We start from the raw sequence: 23,157 nt of genomic DNA on the forward strand, positions 1-23,157 counted from the left end.
GAGAGCCTCGTTTTTTTAACGCCTGAAGCAACAAAACTACTAATTTATCTCTCACCTTTCCTTGCCCATGATCAACCCCAACAAGAAATGCGCCGTCCGTGCCGGCGCTCACTGAAGTACGTCCACGTACTCGTCCTTGCCTTGGAGTTCGTCATGACCACCTCTGCATCAACGTCTGCACCGCTCATTGAAAAACACACGATCGGCTACGTGCCGCCCGAAGATCGCCACGGAAAGGTCCGGGATCTGTTCACCCTCTGGTTCGGCGGCAACATTGCGCCGTTGCCCATCGTCACCGGCGCCCTCGGCGTGCAGCTGTTTCACCTGAATCTGGTATGGGGCATCGTCGCCATTCTGGTCGGCCATCTGGTCGGCGGTGTGCTGATGGCGCTGCACTCGGCGCAAGGCCCGCAGATGGGCATCCCGCAAATGATCCAGAGCCGTGCGCAGTTCGGCTCCCTCGGCGCGCTGCTGGTGGTGTTGATTGCCGGCGTCATGTACATCGGCTTCTTCGCCTCCAACATCGTGCTCGCCGGCAAGTCCCTGCATGGCGTGGTCGACAGCGTTCCGGTGCCGGTCGGCATCGTCATCGGCGCGCTGGGTTCGGGGATCATCGGCATCATCGGTTACCGCTTCATCCACGTGCTCAACCGCATCGGCACCTGGGTCCTGGGAATCGGCATCGTGGTCGGCTTCGGCTACATCCTCACCCACATCCAGACCGATGATTTCCTCACGCGCGGCAGCTTCAACCTTTCGGGCTGGCTTGCGACGGTCTCGCTGGCGGCGCTGTGGCAGATCGCGTTTGCGCCGTACGTGTCGGACTACTCGCGTTACCTGCCGGCGAACGTGCCGGTGGCGGCGACCTTCTGGACAACCTATCTGGGATCGGCGCTGGGCTCGAGCCTGTCGTTCATATTCGGCGCCGTCGCTGTGCTGGCAACCCCCGTGGGAATGGACACCATGGACGCGGTGAAACTCGCCACCGGCGCCATCGGCCCGCTGATGCTGGTGCTGTTCCTTCTCAGCGTCATCAGCCACAACGCCCTCAACCTGTATGGCGCGGTGCTGTCGCTGATCACCCTGGTGCAGACTTTCGCTTACCGCTGGATCCCGACCGCCAAGAGCCGCGCGGTGATTTCGATCATCGTGCTGCTGGCCTGCTGCTTCGCTGCGGTCGGCGCGTCGGCAGACTTCATCGGCCACTTCGTCGACATGGTGCTGGTGTTGTTGGTCGTACTGGTGCCGTGGACCGCGATCAACCTGATCGACTTCTACGCCATCCACAAAGGCCAGTACGACATCGGCTCGATCTTCCAGGTCGATGGCGGCATCTACGGCCGCTACAACCCGCAGGCCTTGCTGGCGTATGCGATCGGTATCGCGGTGCAGATTCCGTTCATGAACACGCCGCTGTACGTCGGCCCGGTGTCGGCGCACATCAACGGTGCGGACCTGTCGTGGTTGGTTGGCTTGCTGGTGACCTCGCCGCTGTATTTCTGGCTGGCGACTCGTGACAGTGCTTATCGTCGGCGGCTGACTTCCGGAAAGCTGGTGAACAATCTGTAAGTCATCCGTTTTGCGCTGATACACGAAGGCCCTCGAAAGTGAGGGCCTTTTTTGCGTTGGCTGGAATCGCCTATTTCGCCTTGAACGCCTCACGCCGCGCCTGCCGTTCGGCGGCGTACGCCTCTTGCGGCTGGCTGATCAGATCCTCACGGCGCAGCACTTCACCGCAGTGATCGCACAGCGGCCCGAGGCCGGCGCTGTGGTTGCAGTTCTTGTGGGTCATGTTCACCGCCAGCCCTTCCTCCGGCGACTTGCACCAGGTCTCGCCCCAGGCACGTAACGCAATCACCACCGGGTAAAACGCCTCGCCCTTCGCGGTGAGGTGGTACTCGTAGCGTTTCGGCCGCTCGTTGTACAAGCGGCGCTCGACCAGCCCGTCCGCCTCCAGGCTTTTCAGACGCGCGGCGACCATCTGCGGCGTACCGCCCGTCTGGGCCAGGATCTCGTCGTAGCGATGGCTGCCCATGAACAATTCGCGCAAAACCAGCACCGTCCAGCGGTCGCCGACGATCGCCTCGGCCCGGGAAATCGGGCACAGCGTGTCGGGAAGACTATCGTTTACAGCCATCAGGGCTTGCCTCTTTCATAGTTACTATGATTATCATATCAACACGATGCGGGAACAAGCCCTGAGCATCGATCACTCTCATTGCCGGAGTACATCGTCATGTCGAAACCTCTCTATCCGCTCGACAGAACCGCCTACCTGCTGGTCGATCCGTACAACGATTTTCTCTCGGACGGCGGCAAGATCTTTCCGCTGCTCAAACCGATGGCCGAGCAGAACGGCCTGCTCGACAACCTGCGCAAACTCGATCGCGCCGTGCGGGCCCTGCCGATTCCGGTCGTCATCGTACCGCATCACCGCTGGGTAAAAGGCGACTACGAGAACTGGGATCATCCAACCCCGACCCAACAAAAGATCATGCACATGCACCACTTCGCGCGCGGCGAATGGGGTGGCGAATGGCACCCGGATTTCGCGCCGAAGGACGGCGACATCGTGGTCCAGGAACACTGGGGCTCCAGCGGTTTCGCCAACACCGACCTGGATTTTCGCCTGAAACAGCAAGGCATCACCCACGTGATCATCGTCGGCTTGCTGGCCAATACCTGCATCGAAGCCACCGCCCGCTATGCGTCCGAACTCGGCTATCACGTCACGCTGGTGCGCGATGCCACCGCCGCGTTCAAAGAGGAAATGATGCACGCCGCCCATGAACTCAACGGCCCGACGTTCGCCCATGTCATCACCACTACAAACGAACTGATTGCCAACCTTCAGTCGCAAGGTGACGCAAAATGACTCTGACCGGCCACATGCTGATCGGCGCCACTGACGTCGCCGCCACCGAGGGCACGATGAAGGCGCTGAATCCAGCGACCAACACGCTGATCGAGCCGGATTTTGCCTTCGGCGGCGCGGCGCAAGTCGATCAGGCTGCAACCCTCGCCGACGCGGCATTCGATAGCTATAGCCACACCTCGCTGACCGAACGTGCGGCGTTTCTGGAAAGCATCGCCGACAACCTCGACGCCGTGCGCGAAGAAATGGCTGCCCGGGCCGCGCTGGAAACCGGCCTACCCCATGCACAACTGGAAGGCGAAGCCGCCAAAGCTGCGACCCAGTTCCGTCAGTTCGCCGAGGTGGTGCGCAGGGGGCGCTTTCTGCAACTGGCGATAGACCCGGCGCAACCTGATCGCCAGCCGCGACCACGGATGGATCATCGCCTGCAGAAAGTTGCCATCGGCCCGGTGGCGATCTTCGGTGCGAGCAATTTTCCGATCTCCTATTCGGTGGCCGGCGGCGACACCGCGTCGGCACTTGCAGCCGGTGCGACGGTGATTCTCAAGGCGCATAACGCGCATCCTGGAGCCTCGGAAATCCAGGCTAGCGCCATCCGTAAAGCGGTGCAGAAGCATGGCTTGCACGAGGGTGTTTTTTCGATGGTGCGCGGTGGCGGCAATGCCATCGGTGAGGCGCTGGTCGATCATCCTTTGATTAAAGCGGTGACGTTCACCGGTTCAGAGGTGGGCGGCATGGCGCTTTATCGTCGCGCGCAGTTGCGGCCTGATCCGATTCCGGTTTTCACCGAAATGACCAGCGTCAACCCGACGTTCATTTTGCCCGCAGCGCTGTCCGCGCGTGGCGGCGAAATCGGCGATGGCTTTATCGAGCGGATGCTGGTGAATGTCGGGCAGGCCTGTCTGTGTCCGTCGATTCTGATCGCGATTGAAGGCGAAGGTCTGCAAGCGCTGCGCAATGCGATGATCAAACGGATCAGCGAAGCGCCAGCGCGTACGATGCTGACGCCGGGGATTCACGGGTCATACGTTAACGGCCTGGTGGCGATGGAAAGCGTGGGGGCGAAGCTGGTGGCAGTCGGCGCACCAGCGGATGGCCGATTTGAAGGCCGCTCGGCGCTGCTGGAAGTTGACGGTCAACGCCTGCTCGGCGAACCGGCGCTGGCCCATGAAGTGTTCGGTCCGGCCGCGTTGCTGGTAACGGTCAACGATGAGGAAGAATTGCTGGCGGTCGCGCGGTCGTTCAAGGGCCAACTGAGCGCAGCCATTCACCTTGAAGACCGCGATCTGGATCTGGCCCGGCGTCTGCTGCCGATCCTCGAACGCCGCACCGGACGCATCGTGGTCAACGCCTTCGCCCATCCGCAGGAAGTGACCTTCGCCACCGTACACGGCGGGCCATTCCCGGCCACGTCGGACAGCCGCTTCACCTCGGTCGGCATGACCTCGATCGAGCGCTTTTTGCGGCCGGTGGCGTATCAGGGCTTTCCGGATGCGTTGCTACCGGAGGTGTTGCGCGACGGTAATCCGCTCGACCTGCCCCGCAGCATAGACGGCCAATAAAAAATGCCCGGTTCGGCGAATCACCGAACCGGGCAAGCTTTTCAATCAGATGAGCAGGTCTTCATAGAAAGCACCGTACGGAAGCTCGGGGTGTTCAATCTGGATTTCCAGAATCCACACACCGGCATTCGGAGCCTGATCGAAGTCACCCAGATTGCCACCCCGATAAATCGCGTGAGGGAAATCGCTGACCCGGTGGCCCTTGATGTCCAGATTCAGCTTCCAGCCCATCGTCTCGGCCTGATCGGTGGCGTAACGGTACAGCTCGACACCGGTCACGCCCTGACGCCAGAAGGCTTCGACCTTGTCGAAGAGTTCTTTAGAGGCCGCTGCGCAGGCAATCATCTGCGGATCGGAACCGGTGACATACGTCGCCCCGGCATCGCCTTCGTGACCTTCCCAGACCACGCCCATGTCGATGAAGAAAATGTCGTTCTCGCCCAGCACCGGATCGCCGTCGGAACGCTCCTTGAAGGTCTTCAACGTGTTGGCGCCGAAGCGGATCAGCAGCGGATGCCAGATCCGGTCCATGCCCAGCTCAACGAGGATTTCCTTGCCCCGTGCATGGGCTTCCGACTCGAGCATCCCGGGTTTGATCGCCTTGGCGATCTCGTCCACGGCCTTCCAGGTCAACTGCTGGGCGTGGCGCATGGTTTCCAGCACAAAACGCTCACCTACCGCTTCTTTTCCGCTCAGGGCTGTGGTCATCGCTGATTCCTTCTGGCTAATCGTTAGCGCTGTATAGTTTTTTATATTGCGAAACAGGACGCCTAAGATACAACCATGACACAACGTGTCAATTCTCTTCTGCGCGCACCACACCGCGCTCTTCCAGCAAGCGCACAAACATGCTCAGACTGCGCGAAACCGTACCCCGCCGCCATACCAGCCACGTCGTCAGATAGCGAAAATCCGACGCCAGCGGCCATACGCTGACCGTCGCGCAGCCGGGCATGCTTTGCAGCATGCTGCGCGGCATCAGGGCTAGGCCGGCGCCGGCACTGACGCAGGCGAGCATGCCGTGATAAGACTCCATTTCAAAAATCTTGCCGGGCACGGCAGCATCAGTGCTGAACCATTTTTCGAAGTGATGGCGATAGGAGCAGTTCGAGCGGAATGCATAGATGTTCTCGCCGTTCACGTCCGCCGCGCGCTGGATCGGCCCGTGATGCAGTGGCGAGATGATGACCATTTCTTCTTCGAACGCCGGGATGCCCTCCAGCGCCGGGTGCAGGACCGGGCCGTCGACGAACGCAGCCGCCAGGCGCCCGGAAAGCACACCGTCGATCATCGTCCCGGACGGCCCGGTCGACAGGTCCAGATCGACCTTCGGGTGTTGTTGGTTATAGGTCGCCAGCAAACCGGGAATCCGCACAGCCGCCGTACTTTCCAGCGACCCCAACGGGAACGCGCCTTGCGGTTCCTCGCCAGCGACGGTGGCGCGCGCTTCCTGCACCAGGTCGAGAATGCGCCGTGCGTACTCGAGAAAACTCCAGCCGGCCGGCGACAGGCGCAAGCGGCTTTTCTCGCGGATGAACAGGTCGACGCCCAGATCTTCCTCCAACTGCTTGATGCGGGTCGTCAGGTTCGACGGCACGCGATGGATCTGCGCCGCCGCAGCACTGATGCTGCCGTGCTCGGCAACGGCCTTGAAGATTTCCAGTTGCACCAGATCCACAGTCATTCTCCAATCGTGAAAGAAACGCTCTTTATTATTCAGTTTCCAGAAACCAAACGCCACCCTACTCTGAGCGCATCCACTGACCTCGCAGGACGATGCCATGAGCCCGATTTCCAGCCAGACCCACGCCATCTCGATCAACCCCGCCACCGGCGAGCAGATCGGTCACTACGCCTTCGAATCCGCCGAAGCCCTCGACGCTGCACTGACCCGCACCGCCTTCGGCTTCAACAAGTGGAAACGCAAACCGCTGCAAGATCGCTCCCGCGCCCTGACTGCGCTGGCCGGCGCGCTGCGTGACAGCAGCGAAGCCATGGCGACCATGATCACCCAGGAAATGGGCAAGCCGATCGCCCAGGCCCGTGGCGAAATCGAGAAATGCGCCAAGCTCTGCGAGTGGTACGCCGAACACGGCCCGGCCATGCTCAACGCCGAAGCGACGCTGGTCGAAGGCGGCAAGGCGCGCATCGAATACCGTCCGCTCGGCCCGATCCTCGCCGTGATGCCGTGGAACTTCCCGATCTGGCAAGTGCTGCGCGGTGCCGTCCCGGCACTGATCGCTGGCAACACCTACGTGCTCAAGCATGCGCCGAACGTGATGGGCAGCGCCTATCTGCTGCGCGACGCCTTCACCCGCGCCGGTTTTGCCGATGGCGTGTTCGAAGTGATCAACGTCACCCCGGAAGGCGTGTCCACCGCCATTGCTGACCCGCGCATTGCCGCTGTAACCCTGACCGGCAGCGTCCGTGCCGGCATGGCCATCGGCGCACAGGCCGGTGCCGCGCTGAAGAAATGCGTGCTGGAGCTGGGCGGTTCCGACCCGTTCATCGTGCTCAACGACGCCGATATCGACGAAGCCGTGCAAGCCGCAGTCATCGGTCGTTACCAGAACTCCGGCCAGGTCTGCGCCGCCGCCAAACGCCTGATCATCGAAGAAGGTGTGGTTGAAGAATTCACCCGCAAATTCGTCGAAGCCACCCGCCAGCTGAAGATGGGCGATCCTTTGTCCGCCGACAACTACATCGGCCCGATGGCCCGTTTCGATCTGCGCGACGAACTGGATCAACAAGTGCGCGACACCCTGGAAGAAGGCGCCACCCTGCTGCTCGGCGGCGGCAAAGTAGAGGGTTCGGGCAACTACTACGAGCCGACCGTACTGGCCGACGTCACCGATCGCATGACCTCGTTCAAGCAGGAACTGTTCGGCCCGGTGGCCTCGATCATCACCGCCCGCGATTGCGCCCACGCCGTGGCCCTGGCCAACGACAGCGAGTTCGGCCTGACCGCCACGATCTACACCGCCAACGTCGCCCTGGCCCAGCAACTGACCAGCGAACTGGAAACCGGCGGCGTGTTCATCAATGGCTACTCCGCCAGCGACCCGCGCGTGACCTTCGGCGGCGTGAAGAAAAGCGGTTTCGGCCGTGAGCTGTCGCACTTCGGCGTTCGCGAGTTCTGCAATGCGCAGACGGTGTGGCTGGATCGCCGTTGATCCAATGAAAAAAGCCCGGAAGCGTTTTGCGCTTCCGGGCTTTTTCATTTATGCCGCAGCCTGTTGGGGTTCCGACACCGTCCGATCCTTGCTTAATAGCCCCAGCACCACAGCCGCCGACACCAGGGTGATGATCGTCAGGATGTGCAGCATATACTGGAACGCCGAGGCGTAACCCTGAACCAGACGCTCATTGGCCAGGCCCGGAACCGTGTTGATCGCATGCGCCATGTCGCCCGTGGTCACCCGGTGGGCGGTCTCCGCAATCAGCGCGGCGTCTGCACCGCTGGCCACTGACTGCAGATCGGTATGCAGCAGCGAGGCAAGAATCGCCGCCACGCTCGCCAGTGCAATCCCTTCACCCGCCACCCGTACCGTGTTGAAAATCCCGGCCGCCATACCGGCGCGCTCTTTCGGCACCACGCTCACCGACAGTCCATCCATCAAGCCCCACGGCAGACCCGCGCCGATTCCGATCAATACCATCGGCACCACCAGCGCAAATTTCGGCTCGCCGACGTTGTACAGGCTCAGCCAGTGCAGCCCCACGGCGGCAATCAGGAAGCCCACGCCCGACAGGATGCCGGCCGAGACAAACCGGGTCATGGACGCCGCCAGCATCGGCACCACCAGCATCGGCGCCGACAGCGCCAGCAACAGCAGACCGGCATCGATTTCACTCAAGCCTTCGACACCGATAAAGCGCAGCGGCAGCATGACCACCAGCACGATGTAGCAATAGCAGGTGCCGATCGGCAGCATCTGCACGCCGACGAAGCGCGGAAAGCGGAACAGCGTCAGATCGAGCATTGGACGTTTGACGCGCATTTCGATAAAGACGAACAGCGCCAGCAACAACGCCGAAGCACCCAACAGACCGACCACCAACGGACTGCCCCAACCGCTTTCGGGCGCCTGGATCACACCGAACGTGAACAGCGCCAGCATCGAGCTGAACGTCACAGTGCCCGGCCAATCGAGACCGCTGGCGTCGGGGTAGCGGGTTTCACGCATGCGCGGCAGGCCGAAAACCATCGCGATTACACCGATCAGCGCAGTGAACACAAAGATCGCGCGCCAGTTGAACGCCTCGATCAACGCCCCGGCCACCAGTGGCCCGAACGCCAGCCCGATACCAAATGTGGTGCCGAGCATGCTGTACGCACGGGTGCGCGCATGGCCTTCGAATTCCTGCGCCAACGCCGCCGAACCACTGGCCAGCGCCGCCGCACCGGCTACGCCCTGAATCGCCCGCAACACGTCGAGCCAGAACACCGAAGGTGCCAGGCTCTGGGCAATCGACGCTGCGGTGAACAACAGCATGCCGCCGGTGAACAGGCGCTTGCGTCCATAGACATCGGCCAACGCCCCCGCCGCCATCAGCAGACTGCCGAACGACAACATGAACGCATTGGTGATCCAGGTCAGCGCCACCGGGCTGCCGCCCAGGTCACGGCCAATGGCCGGCGTCGCCACCGCGCCACCGGTAAAACTTAACGGAAGGACCAGCGCCGACAGGCAAATGGCCGCGAGGATCAGCAGCTTGTCGCGCGCGCCAGTGTGTTGGGAGACGTTTGTCATGATTTCATCCAATGAAAAGAAAATCAGGCTGCGATCAATAGAGCGCAGCCTGCGATAGCTTCAACGAGGGGCCAGGTCAGTCCTTGAAATCCGTGGACAACGCCAGCTCATTCCACTCGGCCAACTCCTGCGCCACCAAGCGGTTCTTCGCTTCGATTCGCGCAATCGTGTCGCTGCCCAGCGCCAGCCGCTGCGGCGGGTTCGGGGCGTTGACCAGCGCCAGCATCGCTTCGGCAAACTTCAGCGGATCGCCCGGTTGTGCATGGTTGGCCGCTTCGGCAAACGTGCGCATCTTGCCGACGGTTTCGTCGTAGTCCGGCAGTACCAGCGCGGTCTTGATCAGCGATTGTTCGTCGAGGAAGTCGGTGCGGAAGAAGCCCGGTTCGACCACTGTGGCATGAATGCCCAGCGGCGACAGCTCCTGATGCAACGCTTCGCTGATGCCTTCTACCGCGAACTTGGTCGAGCCGTAGACGCCCCAGCCCACGTAGGCCTGATAACCGCCAATCGACGAGATGTTGATGACCCTTCCGCTGCGCTGGGCGCGCATATGTGGCAGCACGGCGCGGGTGACGTTGAGCAGGCCGAACACGTTGGTGGCGAACAGGCGCTCGGTTTCGCTGGCGCTGGTTTCTTCGACGGCGCCCAGCACGCCGAAGCCGGCATTGTTGATCAGCACGTCGATGCGGCCGAAGCGCTTGATGCCTGCTGCCACCGCTTGGTGGGCTTCTTCTTCGCGGGTGACATCAAGGCGCACCGCCAGCAGATTGTGGTGATCGCCGAGGCGGTCGGTGATGTCTTGCGGGTTGCGGGCGGTGGCAACCACCGCGTCACCGGCACGCAGGGCCTGCTCAGCGATAAGGGTGCCAAAACCACGGGAAGCTCCGGTAATCAGCCAGGTACGCATATCAACTCCTCCTGTCGGTGACCCGGGCGAGATTGCCGGGCCTTCTTGATGAGTTGAGTCGACTTTAAAGCCGTGCTACTGATGTGATAATCCCAACAAATTTGCATAACTTTGTGAAAGGTGCTCACAAATGAAAAACCCGTCCACGGCGGATCTGTCGATCTTTCTCTGCATTGCCCAGCATCTGAATTTCAGCCGTGCAGCGGTGGATCTGGGCCTGACGCCGTCGGCGCTGAGCCATTCATTGCGAGCGCTGGAAAATCGCCTCGGCGTGCGCCTGTTCAATCGCACCACCCGCAGCGTGGCTCTGACCGAGGCGGGCGAACGGTTGTATGCGCGGCTGAAACCGGCGTTTCGCGATATCGAAGATGCGCTTGAAGACCTCAATCACTTTCGCGACAAGCCCTCGGGCAATCTGCGCATTACCTCCGGGCGCCAGGCGTGCGAGCTGGTGCTGCTGCCTATAGCCAGCGAGTTTCTGAAGATTTACCCGGATATTCGTCTGGAAGTAGTCGAGAGCGATGCGCTGCTGGATATCGTCGCCTCCGGATTCGATGCAGGTGTACGCTTCGGCAACCGGCTGGAAGCTGACATGGTGTCGATGCCCATCGGATCGAATCTGCGTTCAGTGGTGGTCGGCTCGCCCGGCTTTTTCGAACGACATCCCGCGCCACAGAAACCTGAAGATTTGCATGCCCTTCCCTGCATCCGACATCGGTTCCCGAGCGGCTCGATGTACCGCTGGGAATTCGAACGGGGTGGTATAGAACAGGAAATCGAGGTCAACGGCCCGCTGACCCTGGGCGATGTCAGCCTGATGATCGGCCCGGCGTTGAAGGGCTTGGGACTGGCCTATGTGTTCGAGGACATGGCTCGCGAGCACTTGGCGAGCGGACGGCTGGTGCAGGTGCTGGCGGACTGGTGTCCGTACTATCCCGGCCTGCACCTGTACTACCCGAGCCGACGCCATGTACCGGCGCCGCTCAAGGCGTTTATCGACTTCGTCCGCAATGCCCGCGAGGGCAAAACGAGCTGAGCCGTTCTACAGATACTTCAACCAGGCGATGTCACGGCGTCGGGCCTTCAGTGCCGAAAACCAGCGCACGGCCGGGAACAAAGCGACCGCCAGCACCATCGCCGCCAGCCACACCGCCGTCACCGACGAGAAACCGAAATAGGTGCCCTGATTGAGCCCGAACAGCGCCACGCCAATCAGGTACAGCACCTTCAGCGCGTACAGGTGCAGCAGGTAGAAAAACATCGGCGCCGAGCCGAACACCGTCAGCCAGCGAATCCAGCGTCGATCCTGCGCGCGCTCGAACACCAGCAACAGCAGTAGCCCGACACTCACCGTCAACGTGATGAACAACAGCGACGGCGGGTATTTGGTGATGTTGAAAAAGCTCATCAGGGTTTGCACACCGCTGTCACCGAAAGCCCAGGGTTTCTCGCCGTAACCGTTGACCAGCCGCAGTGCCACAAAGCCCAGCAGCCCGGCGACACCACCGATCAACAAACGGCGCTGGCGCACGCCGGCATCGGCTGCGCGAGCGAACCACGGCCCCAGCGCGTAACCCAGCCCGATCACGCCGATCCACGGCAACAACGGGTACGAGGTGCGCAGACGCAAAGTCTCGCCGGCCTCGATCCAACCGCGGTCATGCAGGATTGCCCATGGCACGTGCAGTGCCGACTCGGTCGGGAAGTGCAGTCCGTCGAGCAGGTTGTGCCCGGCGATGATCGCAACGCTCAACGTCAGCAGCAGCCAGCGTGGCAGCCAGACCAGCAGCGACAGCGCGATCATGCTCAGGCCGATCGCCCATATCACTTGCAGGTAGATCACGGTCGGCGGCAGCTGGAACGTCCAGGCGAAATTCACCAGGGTGAATTCGAGCGCCACCAGAAACAAACCGCGCTTGAACAGGAAGGCACTGACGTCAGCCTTGCCGTCGTACTTCTCGCCGAACAGCCACGCCGACAACCCGGTCAGCAGCACGAACACCGGCGCGCACAGATGTGCCAGGGTGCGGCTGAAGAACAGCGCCGGTTCCGTGCTGGCGATGTCCATCGGGTCGCTGACCTGTCGATGCAGCAGAAAGGTTTCGCGCACGTGATCCAGCAACATGAACAGAATCACTAGGCCACGCAGCGCATCAATGGACAGCAACCGGCCAGTCGCCAAGGGGGCAGAACGGGGAACCGCAATCGTCATGGAGGTATCGCAATCGAAAGGTTGATCGATGCGACCGCCCGAAAGCGGTCGCATAATTTGCGTTACCTTATAACATGAAAAACCGATCCAATCGCCAGCGATTCTCAAATAGCGATCACGCTGTACGCAGGATTTCCAGCACGACCTGCAACGGATGACGCAGCTGTTGATCGGCCTGGCGCTTGACCTGACTGCGGCAGGAATACCCGGTGGCCAGCGCCTCGCCCTTCTCCACCGGCGCCTCGATCTGCTTCGCCCAGGATTGCTCGTAGATCACTGCCGACGTCTCGCGATTGCGCGCTTCGTGTCCGTAAGTACCGGACATCCCACAGCACCCGGTGGCCTGGGTCGCCAGCTTCAGGCCGACACGTTCGAACACCTGCTCCCATTGCCGGGTGGCGGCCGGGGCGTTGGTTTTCTCGGTGCAATGCGCCAGCAGGCGGAAGGTGTCCTCGCGGCGCTGATCGGCCTGCTCCGGCATGACCTTGAGCAACCACTCCTGCACCAGTGCCACCTCCGGGCATTTCTCCATCCCCGGCACTTTCAGATATTCCTGGCGATAGACCAGAGTCATCGCCGGATCGAGCCCCACCAACGGCACCCCGATCTCGGCCAGCGCGCGCAACTGCCCGGCATTGCGCAACGCCGCGCGATTGAACGCCGACAGGAAACCCTGCACGTGCAGCGGCTTGCCGTTGGCACAGAACGGCGCCAGATAAACCTGATAACCGAGACGCGAAATCAGCTCGATCAGATCCGCCAGCAGCGGCGCCTCGAAATACCGCGTGAACGCGTCCTGCACCAGCACCACGCTGCGTTCACGTTGCGCCTGGGTCAGCGCCGAAAGTACCTCGACCGACGCCGGCTGAACCTGCCAGCGACGCATCGCCGCATAAAAATCGAAACGGCTGAGCAACGGCACATCGACCATGCCGCCAAGGCGCTCGATCAAGCGCCGGCTGAACGAGGCGCCCATCACGCCGTTGTAGAGCAACGGAATCCGCGCCATGTACGGAATCGTGTACTCCAGCGAGGCGATCAGATAATCCCGCGCCGGCCGCAGATAACGGGTGTGGTACAGCTCGAGAAACCGCGAGCGGAAGTCCGGCACGTTCACTTTCACCGGGCACTGCCCCGCGCAGGACTTGCACGCCAGGCAGCCGGCCATGGCGTCGTACACCTCGTGGGAGAAGTCCTGTTCCTGCGCACGACTGTTGCGCCAGCGCTGCAGCAATGTGCTGAAAAACGGCGGACGGCGGCTGGCATCGGCCAACACATCAACACCCGCCTCGCCCTGCAAACGCAGCCATTCGCGAATCAGCGAAGCGCGGCCCTTGGGCGATTGCGCGCGCTGGCGGGTGGCTTTCCACGACGGGCACATGGCGTCGTCGGGATCGAAGTTGTAGCAGGCGCCGTTGCCGTTGCAGTGCATCGCCGCGCCGTAGTCCTGCCAGACTTTTTCGTCGATCTGCCGATCGAGTTCGCCGCGCAGGGTCACTTCGTCAATCTTCAACAATACAGCGCCGGGAATGTTCGGCGTGGCGATCTTGCCGGGGTTGAACTGGTTGAACGGATCGAACGCCGCCTTCAAGGCTTGCAACGCCGGGTACAACTCACCGAAGAACGCCGGCGCATATTCCGAACGCAGGCCCTTGCCGTGCTCGCCCCACAGCAGGCCGCCGTAACGCTGGGTCAACGCGGCGACGCCGTCCGACACCGGGCGCACCAGTGCAGCTTGTTGCGGATCCTTCATGTCGAGAATCGGCCGTACGTGCAGCACGCCGGCATCGACGTGACCAAACATGCCGTACTGCAATTGGTGGCTGTCGAGCAGGTCGCGCAACTCGGCGATGTACTCGGCCAGGTGCTGTGGCGGCACGGCGGTGTCTTCGACAAACGGCTGTGGCCGCGCTTCACCGGCGACGTTGCCGAGCAGACCCACTGCGCGTTTGCGCATGCCGTAGACGCGATTCACCGCCGCATGCCCGACGGCCAGCGTATGCCCCAGTCGCTCGACCGTGGCGTCGTTGCCCAAGTGCTGGACGAAGGCTTCGACCCGGCGTTGCAGCTCCTCGGGATCGTCGCCGCAGAACTCCACCAGGTTGATCCCCAGCGTCGGCCGCTCGGCGCTTTCCGGAAAGTACTCGGCGACGCCATGCCAGACAATGTCCTGCATCGCCAGCAACAGCACTTTGGAGTCGACGGTTTCAATCGACAGCGGCTTGAGCGCCATCAGCGCCCGGGCATCGCGCAAGGCATCCATGAAGCCGGCGTAGCGAATGTTCACCAGCATCGTGTGCTTGGGGATCGGCAATACGTTGAGTTTGGCCTCGACCACAAACCCCAGCGAACCCTCGGCGCCGCACAGCACGCTGTTGAGGTTGAAACGATTGTCGGCCTCGCGCAGGTGCGCGAGGTCGTAGCCGGTCAGGCAGCGGTTGAGATCGGGGAAGGTTTCCCGGATCAGCTCGCGCTGCTCATCGATGATCTGCCGCGCGCAGCGATACACCTCGCCGGCCCGGCCCTCGCGGGCGCATTCCGCTGCCAGTTCGCTTTCTTCCAGCGGGCGGCCGTGCAAGCGCTCGCCACCGCGCAGGACCATGTTCAACTCCAGCACGTGGTCGCGGGTCTTGCCGTAAGTGCAGCTGCCCTGGCCGCTGGCGTCGGTGTTGATCATGCCGCCGACGGTGGCACGGTTCGAGGTCGACAGTTCCGGGGCGAAAAACAGCCCGGCGGATTTCAGGGCGGCGTTCAGTTGGTCCTTCACCACACCGGCCTGCACCCGCACCCAACGCTGTTCAACGTTGATTTCGAGGATGCGGTTCATGTGCCGCGACAAGTCGACGACGATGCCATCGGTCAACGACTGGCCGTTGGTACCGGTGCCGCCGCCGCGAGGCGTGATCACCACTTTCTGGTACGCCGGTTCGGCGATCAGGCGCGCCAGCAGCGCCACGTCGTCGGCGTCACGCGGGAATACCGCCGCTTGCGGCAAGCGCTGGTAGATCGAGTTGTCAGTGGCCAGCACCACGCGGCTGGCGTAGTCGGCACTGATTTCGCCGCGAAAACCGCCGGTTTCAAGGGCTTTGAGAAACTGTTGGTAATCGGTGTTCAGCGCGGTGGAAGGCGACAGCTGGGCAATCATCGGAAGGGCAATCTCGGTCAAAAACGGGCCGTGTGGCGGTGAACAGTTGTGCGCAATGAATGATTGCGTCACGCTCCCGCCATCTCATAGGCCTTATGTTCATTGCAGAGTGACACCGGGACAACCGTAAAATCGACCCGCAATCCATGACTAAAACGAATGAATCCGCGAACCCTCACTCCCTCGATGTCGTTGCTGCTGGCATTTGAAGCCGCCGCACGCCATGAAAGCTACACCCGCGCCGCTCACGAACTGTCGCTGACTCAGAGTGCGGTCAGCCGTCAGGTGCAGATACTGGAAAAGATGCTCGGGATGCGCCTGTTCAGCCGCGAAGGCCGGCGGGTGATCCTTACCGACGTCGGGCGCATGTACCAGCGCGAGCTGTCCGAAGCCCTCGGGCAGATCCGCAGTGCGACCTTGCAGGCCATGGCGTTTGGCTCGGGGATTCACAGTTTGCGCCTGGCGACCCTGCCGACCTTCGGCTCCAAATGGCTGCTGCCGCGCTTGAAGGACTTCTACACCGCGCACCCGGGCATGACCGTGCACCTGCATTCACGCATCGAAACGATCGACTTCGACACCAGCGAAATCGACGCGGCGATTTGCGTCGGCGGCGGTGACTGGCCGGGGCTGACCGCCCACCGCCTGCACACTGAAGAATTGGTGGTGATCGCCAGCACGCAGTTGTCCGATACCGAACGTCTCACTGCCGACAAGGATATCGCCGGGCAACTGCTGCTCAACGTCAGCAGCAACGCTCAGGCCTGGTCCGAGTGGTTCAGCCATCACGCCCTGCCCCATCGCAGCATGCGCATCGGCCCGAGTTTCGAGATGACCTCGCACCTGATCCAGGCGGTGCGCGCCAATATCGGCATCGGGCTGGTGCCGAGGATTCTGGTGGAGGATGAGTTGCACAACGGCGAGCTGCTGCAACTGGGCGAACCGATCAGCAGCCGGCGCAGCTATTACCTGGTGTACCCGGCGCGCAATGAGTCGCTGGCGTCGCTGAAGGCGTTTCGCGACTGGTTGATGCGTACGCTCTGAAACAACAGAGGGCGCCGTTTGGCGCCCTCTGGTTTTGCTCGATCAGAACCGCGGCTTCAGCGCTTTCCAGTCAGGTTTGTAGCGCTGCATCTGCCGCACATCATCGCGCTGGCGAATGCCGCAGGTCAGGTACTGGTCATGCAGCTTGCCCAGTTGATCGTGATCCAGTTCCAGCCCCAGGCCCGGTGCACGCGTGATCTTCACGCAGCCGTCGACGATCGGCAGTTTGCCACCCTTGATCACCTCTTCATCCGGTTCCTGCCACGGGTAATGGGTGTCGCAGGCGTAGTCCAGATTCGGCACGGCGGCCGCCACGTGAGCCATCGCCATCAGGCTGATGCCCAGGTGTGAGTTGGAATGCATCGACACGCCGAGGCCGAAGGTGTCGCACATTTTCGCCAGGGTCTGGGTGTCGCGCAGGCCGCCCCAGTAATGGTGATCGGCGAGGACAATCTGCACGCTGTTCAACGCGACGCTACGGCGGAATTCGTCGAAATCGGTGACCACCATGTTGGTCGCCAGCGGCAGCCCGGTGCGTTTGTGCAGTTCGGCCATCCCTTCGAGGCCCGGGGTCGGGTCTTCGTAATACTGCAGGTCATCACCCAGCAACTCGGCCATGCGGATCGAGGTTTCCAGCGACCAGTTGCCGTTGGGATCGATGCGCAGCGGATAACCGGGAAAGGCCTTTTTCAGCGCCTTGATGCACGCCACTTCGTGTTCCGGCGGCAACGTGCCGGCCTTGAGTTTGATGCTCTTGAAGCCATAAGCCTCGATCATTCGCGCGGCCTGGGCGACGATCTGCTGTTCATTCAGCGCCTCGCCCCAGTTGTCCGGTTTGTACGGTGAATCAACGTGCTGCGCATACTTGAAAAACAGGTAGGCACTGAACGGCACTTCATCACGCACCGCCCCACCCAGCAGATCCACCAGGGGCACATTCAGGTAACGCGCCTGTAAGTCGAGGAACGCCACTTCGAACGCCGAATACGCATTGCTTACCGCTTTACTGGCGTGAGAACCGGGCGCCAGTTCGGCACCCGCCAGACTGGCCGGTTTGTTGGCAGCGACCGTGGCCTGAACGATGCGACGCAACTGACTGAGGTTGAACGGATTGAGGCCGATCAACTGCGATTGCAACTGTTGCTGGATCGCCAGCGCCGGGGCATCGCCATAGCTTTCGCCGAGGCCGATGTAACCGTTGTCGCTCTCGATCTCGATGATCGAGCGCAGGGCAAACGGTTCGTGGATGCCACTGGCGTTGAGCAGCGGCGGATCACGGAAAGCGATCGGAGTGACGGTGACACGAGTAATTTTCAAAATGACGCTCCTGTTGAGTCGGAATCAGTGGCTCGCCACCGGATTGGCCGTCGGCGCAACGGCGGTCTCGGGTTCAGGCTTTGCCGGGGTTTTGCCTTTGGTGCCGGGCGCCATGCGGGCGAAGAAAATCACCACTGCTGCCACCAGCGAAGTTGCGGCCAGACCATACAGGCCGCCCTCGATGGAGCCGGTGGTCTGCTCCAGAAAACCGAACGCGGTCGGCGCAACGAAGCCACCCAGATTGCCGATGGAGTTGATCAGCGCGATCACCGCCGCCGCGATGCGCGCATCCAGATAGCTTTGCGGAATCGGCCAGAACAGCGCCGAAGCCGCCTTGAAACCGATGGCCGCAAAACAGATCGCGACGAAGGCGAAAATCGGCCCTCCGGTGGTGGACATGAACATGCCGAACGCGGCGATCACCAGAGTCAGCGCGACCCACGCCTGCTGGAATTTCCACTTGCCGGCCAGCGCCGCAAAGCCGTACATCGCGACGATGGAAATGATCCACGGCACCGAGTTGAGAAGTCCGACCTGGAAATCGCCGAGGTTGCCCATTTTCTTGATCATGCTCGGCAGCCAGAAGGTGGCACCGTAGATCGTCAGGGCGATAGAGAAGTAGATGAAGCAGAACAGCGCGATCTGCCGGTCAGCCAACAGTTTGAACATCGAAGGTTTGGCGACGTGGGTTGCTTCGCGGGCACGCTGCTCCTCGGCGATCGCGGCCACCAGCGCCTCGCGCTCCTCTTCGCTCAGCCACTTGGCCTGGCGCGGATGGGATTGCAGCCAGAACCAGACAAACCCGCAGAGCACCACCGACGCGGCGCCTTCGATCAGGAACATCCATTGCCAGCCGTGCAGGCCCAGACCGCTGATATGCAACAGCGCGCCGGACACCGGGCCGGATATCACCGAAGCAATCGCCGAACCGCTGAGAAACACCGCCATGGTCTTGCCGCGCTCCGAGGCCGGCAGCCATTGGGTGAAGTAATAGATGATTCCAGGGAAGAACCCGGCCTCGGCAGCGCCCAGGATGAAGCGCAGCACGTAGAAACTGGTTTCGCCTTTGACGAACGCCATGGCCATCGCCGCTGCGCCCCAGGTGAACATGATCCGCGTCAGCCAGACGCGGGCGCCGTAGCGTTGCAGAAGCATGTTGGACGGCACTTCAAACAAGGCGTAACCGATGAAAAACAAACCGGCGCCAAGGCCATAGGCAGCGGCGCCAATACCCAGATCGGTTTCCAGATGACTGCGCACGAAACCGATGTTGACCCGGTCGATGTAATTGACGATGAACATCACCACGAACAACGGCAGCACATGGCGCTTGACCTTGGCAGCGGCGCGGGCGAGTACCGTGATGTCCGGCGGACTCTGGAGGGTATTCAAGGGGCGACTCCCGATCTTTGTTTTTGTAGGGATAGCGGTGGCCTTTGAGGCGTAGAGCGATCATGGACGGGGCAATTGATCCCGTCTAATCTAACCTGGCATTCGATTGATACCTGGATTAGATCAATGTTCGAATTGACCCAACTGCGCTGCTTCACCACCGTCGCCACCGAACTCAACTTCCGCCGCGCCGCCGAGCGGTTGAACATGACCCAGCCGCCACTCAGCCGGCAGATCCAGTTACTGGAACATCATCTGGGCGTCGAACTGTTTACCCGCAGCACGCGCAGTGTCGCGCTCACCGCCGCCGGCCGGGCGTTTTTCATCGAAGCGCAGAATCTGCTCGAACGCGCGCAACAGGCTGCCGTCACCGCCCGGCGCTTTGCCGAGGGCGATATCGGTTCGGTGAACATCAGTTTTGTCGGCAGCGCGGTGTACGAGTTTCTGCCCAAGGTCATCGCCGAGGCGCGCCTCAAGCAGCCGCAGGTGAAGATCGACCTGACTGAAATGAACACCTATCAGCAACACGAAGCCCTGCGTGCCCGTCGCATCGACCTGGGCATCGTCCGCGCGCCGTTGCTCGAGCCGGGTTACGCCACCGAATGCCTGGTGCGCGAGCCGTTTGTGCTGGCGGTGCCGAGCGGCCATCGACTGGCGGAGGCAGACGACGTTTCAGTGAAGGATCTGGATGGGCAGCCGTTCCTGATGTATTCCCACGCGGCCTATCCGCCGTTCAACGAATTGCTGACCGGCATGCTGCGCTCGGCCCAGGTCGCGCCGGATTACGTGCAGTGGCTGGGGTCTTCGCTGACGATTCTGGCGCTGGTCAACGCGGGCATGGGGCTGGCGCTGGTGCCGCGTTGCGCGACCAGTGTGGTGTTCAGGAATGTGGTGTTTCGCGAGATCGATCTGGGCGAAGGGGTGCAGAGCGAGCTGCATCTGATCTGGCGGGAGAACAACGACAACCCGGCGTTTGCGATGTTGCTGGAGGGCATTCGCCGGGCGGTGAAGGATGGATGGGGCTAGGAATGGGTATGAGGATATGGAGGGTACTTCGGCGGAGGAGGTGCCTTTGATGCCTCGATCAATGGTTTCTCCAGCCGCTTTCCGTCCGGCCCTACAAAAAGACGCTTTATATGTGGCGGTATTGGTTGTGATGCTCTGGCGGTCATGATGAACCCTCTGATACAGGGCTGAATTCAACCCATTTAACCCTTGTGGAATCTATCAACAAAAATTCCGCACTAATAGGCACCTCCGTTCCATCCTCGTTGATCCAGCAGGGATACTGCATCACAAACTGCCCGCTGGTTGACTCGGGTGGCCAGTCCACCGGCCACCCTAGAACGCGCCTTTCATCATCCAAATGCAGGGTGATAACGCGATCATATTTCGCAAATGCGCTGAACCATTGACTGGGGTAGGAAGATTGTTTCGTGACGTTTCTGCTGCGCAACCAACCATGTAACTTGCCATTCGCTGACAGGCAACAGGCCAACAACCCGAGTACCAGCGATGCAAAAAATGCCCACAACGCTTCAGCCTTCGCATCCCACTTCCCTACAGAAAACCCCTTCTCCCCCACCCACACACAAACCGCTCCAACCCCCAACACCATCCCGTGAATCACAAACGTGAAAATCAACGCCTGCACAATCTGCCCGAACGTATCCGGCCGTTTGAACGCCGTCAGGGTGTAGAAAATCCAGGCCGAGACAAACCCCGGGATCAGGTACTGCAACAGCGGAATCACTTCTTTCACCAGATCATCCATGATCGGTCGCTCCTTGAATCAAAAACAATCCTCCAGAAACAGCAATGCCGGCCCGTAATGGGCCGGCATTCAAAGCCTAGTGCACGCTGGAAAGACGCTTGCGATCAAGTGTCACGGGGCATTACGCATCGTAGAGAAAACAGGGAGCCGTGAGGATTAGTCACAGCCGTGGCACAAAGAAGATTAAACAGGGATTTCTTCAGGTAACCGATGCTCGCGACAGATCAGTTCGATTTCCGGCGGGGCCAACGCTTCGCCGGTCAATCCGCAGACGGCGCCGGCAGTCGATGTCTGGTGGAAGCGACAAGTCCGGCAAAGCCCGTAACTGGGTACGTTTTCGCTGTGTTGAATGTTGCGCAGCAACTCCAGCAACAAGCCTTCCAGATCGCCGGCACGCGCGCCCATGCGTTGCGCGGCATTGCTCAGGAAATCCGGCGGCATCACTGCGTCGATCAGCTCGCGTGCAGTGGTCGTCAATTCCAGATGCACGCTGCGTTTGTCTCGGGCGTCCGGAACCTTGGTCAGAAAACCATGGGTCTCCAGCGCCTTGAGCGACTGCGACACGGTGCCCTTGGTCAGGCCGAGGTAATCGGTGACCGCCAGCGGCGTATTCGAATAGCGGTTGCAACGCGCCAGATACAGCAGCGCGCTGAGTTGAATCGGTTGCAGTTCGGCCAGCAGCGGGTGCTCGCGAAACCACACCCGGGTCAGGCTCGACAATCTTTCCAGCAGGTCAAACAACACGGTCATCGCCTGTTTCAATGGGATCGATAAATAGTATCGTTTAAAAACCTTATTGACAAAAAACAGTGCCACCTTAGGATTGCGGTGTCGATTCGAAACTTAAACGCACATCGAGGCATTCCATGAAAAGCGCATTGGCATTGACCATCAGCACGCTTCTGGCAACACAAGCCTGGGCCCACGGACCTGAAGGCATTCACAGCGAACCCGGTAAAACCGACGCCGCGTTCGATCTGGTCCACACCCGTGTTTTCAAGGACGGCAACACCCTGGTCTTCGAAGAATTGGTCGATGGCAAGGCCGGCAGCCGCGTGCCGACCGCCAAGGGTTCATTCGCCGGCGCCGAGGTCTACAGCTACGTCTGGCCCACCAGCCTCGACAGCGGCGCCGTCGGTTTTGAAGCGAACTCAGGCATTCTCGCCCTCGCTCTGACCTCGCATCCGGACTTCGATGACACCCCGCAGTTGGATGAAAACAAGGATGGCAAGAAGGACAACGATGGTGGCCTCTGGCACTCGCACTGGGTGGTTCTGAGCAAGGATGAAAGCTGCGGCCCCGGTGGCCTGAAAGTGCGCGACATCCCCAAGGATGCCAAACCGAAACTGCCTGCGACCTGGCCCGGCGCGCCGATTTACATCGACTCCCCCGGCTACGACCTGAGTGTGAAACAGAACGCCGCGCAGATCCGCGTGCCGCTGGCTGCCGTCGGTTTCCCGCAAAGCTTCAACTATGACGGCGTCACCGCAGCGCTGAAGGTCAATGCCGACCTGCACAACCCACTGCTGTGTGTCAGCAGCGTCTACGACATCGCCTCGGGCAACCTCTCGCTGCCCGGCACCTGGAAAATGCAGGAGAGCCAATAATGTTCGTCAAAGTATTCGATACCCACGTGCGCACCAAAGATGGCCGCTATCTTCATTTCGACGTGCTGACCGATCGCGAAGCCGAAGCAGCGAAAGCCTACGCTCGGCAGTTCCTGATGGACAACGGCTTGCAGGACGAAGACATTTCCCAGAGCCAGTGTCTGTTCTGCCACAGCGAGCCGGCCAATCCGCAGGTCGCCAAGGCCATCGCCGAAGACGGCTATTTCATCATCACCCTGCAAGGTTTCGAGGAGTAACGCAATGACCCGTTATCAGCCGTTGAACTGTGATCTGCACGACTACCTGGAAATCGCCTGCCTGCGCGGCTATCAGCTGGACATCGAACTGATCGACGGTCAGCGGCTGATGGCCCGGGCCGTGACCACGCGAACCAGCAGTGACAAAGAAGAATTTCTGGTGATCGAACAACAGGGCGCGCAACAGGAAATTCGCCTCGACCAGTTGTTCGCCATCACACCTCAGGAGGCCAACGCCGAATTCGGTCGGGTGGTCCTTAGCGGAGGGGTTTGCGGAATCTGAACGAAAAAAAATCCCGCCCAGCGTCAAC

The 23,157-nt window shown here is 61.2% G+C and carries 21 protein-coding genes; 10 read left to right on the top strand and 11 right to left on the bottom strand.

Features of this window, described 5'->3' with window-relative positions:
* The first annotated feature begins 153 nt into the window (after positions 1–153).
* The gene (locus ABFB52_RS17110; RefSeq protein ID WP_129973432.1) at positions 154–1,569 is read left to right on the top strand and encodes a cytosine permease; all 1,416 of its coding nucleotides are present in this window, start codon (positions 154–156) and stop codon (positions 1,567–1,569) included.
* Between the two features lie 70 nt (positions 1,570–1,639).
* Here ABFB52_RS17110 and ABFB52_RS17115 read toward each other — a convergent pair whose 3' ends face one another.
* Positions 1,640–2,137: a helix-turn-helix domain-containing protein gene (locus ABFB52_RS17115; RefSeq protein ID WP_129973433.1), complete on the bottom strand. Its 498-nt coding sequence runs from the start codon at positions 2,135–2,137 to the stop codon at positions 1,640–1,642.
* A 99-nt stretch (positions 2,138–2,236) separates the two neighbouring features.
* Here ABFB52_RS17115 and ABFB52_RS17120 point away from each other — a divergent pair, with 99 nt between their 5' ends.
* Positions 2,237–2,875 carry an isochorismatase family cysteine hydrolase gene (locus ABFB52_RS17120; RefSeq protein WP_102687093.1) on the top strand — a complete coding sequence of 213 codons (639 nt, stop codon included), beginning with the start codon at positions 2,237–2,239 and terminating at the stop codon, positions 2,873–2,875.
* Positions 2,872–4,437 (top strand): aldehyde dehydrogenase (NADP(+)), encoded by a 1,566-nt coding sequence (locus ABFB52_RS17125; RefSeq protein WP_129973434.1) that lies wholly within the window; start codon positions 2,872–2,874, stop codon positions 4,435–4,437. The genes ABFB52_RS17120 and ABFB52_RS17125 overlap by 4 nt, the downstream gene beginning before the upstream one ends.
* Before the next feature lie 45 nt (positions 4,438–4,482).
* On the opposite strand, the gene ABFB52_RS17130 is transcribed toward ABFB52_RS17125, so the two are convergent.
* Both ABFB52_RS17130 and ABFB52_RS17135 read right to left on the bottom strand, forming a co-directional pair.
* The gene (locus ABFB52_RS17130) at positions 4,483–5,145 is read right to left on the bottom strand and encodes a M24 family metallopeptidase (RefSeq protein WP_129973435.1); all 663 of its coding nucleotides are present in this window, start codon (positions 5,143–5,145) and stop codon (positions 4,483–4,485) included.
* A gap of 88 nt (positions 5,146–5,233) precedes the next feature.
* Positions 5,234–6,115, bottom strand: coding sequence for a LysR family transcriptional regulator (locus ABFB52_RS17135; protein WP_007950470.1), 882 nt, complete (start codon positions 6,113–6,115; stop codon positions 5,234–5,236).
* 103 nt (positions 6,116–6,218) lie between these two features.
* Between ABFB52_RS17135 and ABFB52_RS17140 the strand changes: the two genes are divergently transcribed.
* Positions 6,219–7,610: an aldehyde dehydrogenase family protein gene (locus ABFB52_RS17140; RefSeq protein WP_129973436.1), complete on the top strand. Its 1,392-nt coding sequence runs from the start codon at positions 6,219–6,221 to the stop codon at positions 7,608–7,610.
* 48 nt (positions 7,611–7,658) lie between these two features.
* Here the strand turns inward: ABFB52_RS17140 and ABFB52_RS17145 are convergent, their stop codons facing one another.
* Together ABFB52_RS17145 and ABFB52_RS17150 are read right to left on the bottom strand one after the other, a co-directional pair.
* Positions 7,659–9,191 carry an MFS transporter gene (locus tag ABFB52_RS17145; RefSeq protein ID WP_129973437.1) on the bottom strand — a complete coding sequence of 511 codons (1,533 nt, stop codon included), beginning with the start codon at positions 9,189–9,191 and terminating at the stop codon, positions 7,659–7,661.
* Positions 9,192–9,267: 76 nt separating this feature from the next.
* Entirely contained in the window at positions 9,268–10,098 is an 831-nt protein-coding gene (locus ABFB52_RS17150; protein ID WP_129973438.1) for an oxidoreductase, read from the bottom strand.
* A gap of 130 nt (positions 10,099–10,228) precedes the next feature.
* Between ABFB52_RS17150 and ABFB52_RS17155 the strand changes: the two genes are divergently transcribed.
* Positions 10,229–11,134, top strand: coding sequence for a LysR family transcriptional regulator (locus ABFB52_RS17155; RefSeq protein WP_129973439.1), 906 nt, complete (start codon positions 10,229–10,231; stop codon positions 11,132–11,134).
* Positions 11,135–11,140: 6 nt separating this feature from the next.
* Here the strand turns inward: ABFB52_RS17155 and ABFB52_RS17160 are convergent, their stop codons facing one another.
* Together ABFB52_RS17160 and ABFB52_RS17165 are read right to left on the bottom strand one after the other, a co-directional pair.
* On the bottom strand, positions 11,141–12,310 hold the full coding sequence (locus ABFB52_RS17160; RefSeq protein WP_129973457.1) for a DUF1624 domain-containing protein: 1,170 nt from the start codon (positions 12,308–12,310) through the stop codon (positions 11,141–11,143).
* Positions 12,311–12,425: 115 nt separating this feature from the next.
* Positions 12,426–15,455: an FAD-binding and (Fe-S)-binding domain-containing protein gene (locus ABFB52_RS17165; protein ID WP_129973440.1), complete on the bottom strand. Its 3,030-nt coding sequence runs from the start codon at positions 15,453–15,455 to the stop codon at positions 12,426–12,428.
* Positions 15,456–15,614: 159 nt separating this feature from the next.
* On the opposite strand from ABFB52_RS17165, the gene ABFB52_RS17170 reads away from it, so the two are divergent.
* Entirely contained in the window at positions 15,615–16,499 is an 885-nt protein-coding gene (locus tag ABFB52_RS17170) for a LysR substrate-binding domain-containing protein (RefSeq protein ID WP_129973441.1), read from the top strand.
* A gap of 42 nt (positions 16,500–16,541) precedes the next feature.
* Here ABFB52_RS17170 and ABFB52_RS17175 read toward each other — a convergent pair whose 3' ends face one another.
* Both ABFB52_RS17175 and ABFB52_RS17180 read right to left on the bottom strand, forming a co-directional pair.
* Entirely contained in the window at positions 16,542–17,816 is a 1,275-nt protein-coding gene (locus ABFB52_RS17175; RefSeq protein WP_129973442.1) for a glucarate dehydratase family protein, read from the bottom strand.
* A gap of 24 nt (positions 17,817–17,840) precedes the next feature.
* Positions 17,841–19,208, bottom strand: a complete 1,368-nt coding sequence (locus ABFB52_RS17180; RefSeq protein WP_129973443.1) for an MFS transporter — start codon at positions 19,206–19,208, stop codon at positions 17,841–17,843.
* A gap of 126 nt (positions 19,209–19,334) precedes the next feature.
* On the opposite strand from ABFB52_RS17180, the gene ABFB52_RS17185 reads away from it, so the two are divergent.
* Complete coding sequence (locus tag ABFB52_RS17185) at positions 19,335–20,234, top strand: LysR substrate-binding domain-containing protein (RefSeq protein WP_129973444.1); 900 nt, start codon at positions 19,335–19,337, stop codon at positions 20,232–20,234.
* Positions 20,235–20,376: 142 nt separating this feature from the next.
* On the opposite strand, the gene ABFB52_RS17190 is transcribed toward ABFB52_RS17185, so the two are convergent.
* The gene (locus tag ABFB52_RS17190; protein ID WP_129973445.1) at positions 20,377–20,982 is read right to left on the bottom strand and encodes a DUF6338 family protein; all 606 of its coding nucleotides are present in this window, start codon (positions 20,980–20,982) and stop codon (positions 20,377–20,379) included.
* Between the two features lie 183 nt (positions 20,983–21,165).
* On the bottom strand, positions 21,166–21,732 hold the full coding sequence (locus tag ABFB52_RS17195) for a MarR family transcriptional regulator (protein ID WP_102687084.1): 567 nt from the start codon (positions 21,730–21,732) through the stop codon (positions 21,166–21,168).
* 116 nt (positions 21,733–21,848) lie between these two features.
* On the opposite strand from ABFB52_RS17195, the gene ABFB52_RS17200 reads away from it, so the two are divergent.
* Genes ABFB52_RS17200 through ABFB52_RS17210 form a run of 3 tightly spaced genes read left to right on the top strand, consistent with a single transcriptional unit; the run spans position 21,849 to position 23,129 of the window.
* Complete coding sequence (locus ABFB52_RS17200) at positions 21,849–22,589, top strand: hypothetical protein (protein ID WP_129973446.1); 741 nt, start codon at positions 21,849–21,851, stop codon at positions 22,587–22,589.
* Positions 22,589–22,846, top strand: a complete 258-nt coding sequence (locus tag ABFB52_RS17205) for a DUF2024 family protein (protein WP_007950496.1) — start codon at positions 22,589–22,591, stop codon at positions 22,844–22,846. Before ABFB52_RS17200 ends, ABFB52_RS17205 begins: the two co-directional genes overlap by 1 nt.
* Positions 22,847–22,850: 4 nt before the next feature.
* On the top strand, positions 22,851–23,129 hold the full coding sequence (locus tag ABFB52_RS17210; protein WP_129973447.1) for a Rho-binding antiterminator: 279 nt from the start codon (positions 22,851–22,853) through the stop codon (positions 23,127–23,129).
* Positions 23,130–23,157: the final 28 nt, after the last annotated feature.

Origin of the sequence: Pseudomonas sp. 9.2(2024), assembly GCF_039695385.1 — a bacterium.
Taxonomy (GTDB): Bacteria; Pseudomonadota; Gammaproteobacteria; order Pseudomonadales; family Pseudomonadaceae; genus Aquipseudomonas; species Aquipseudomonas paraglycinae.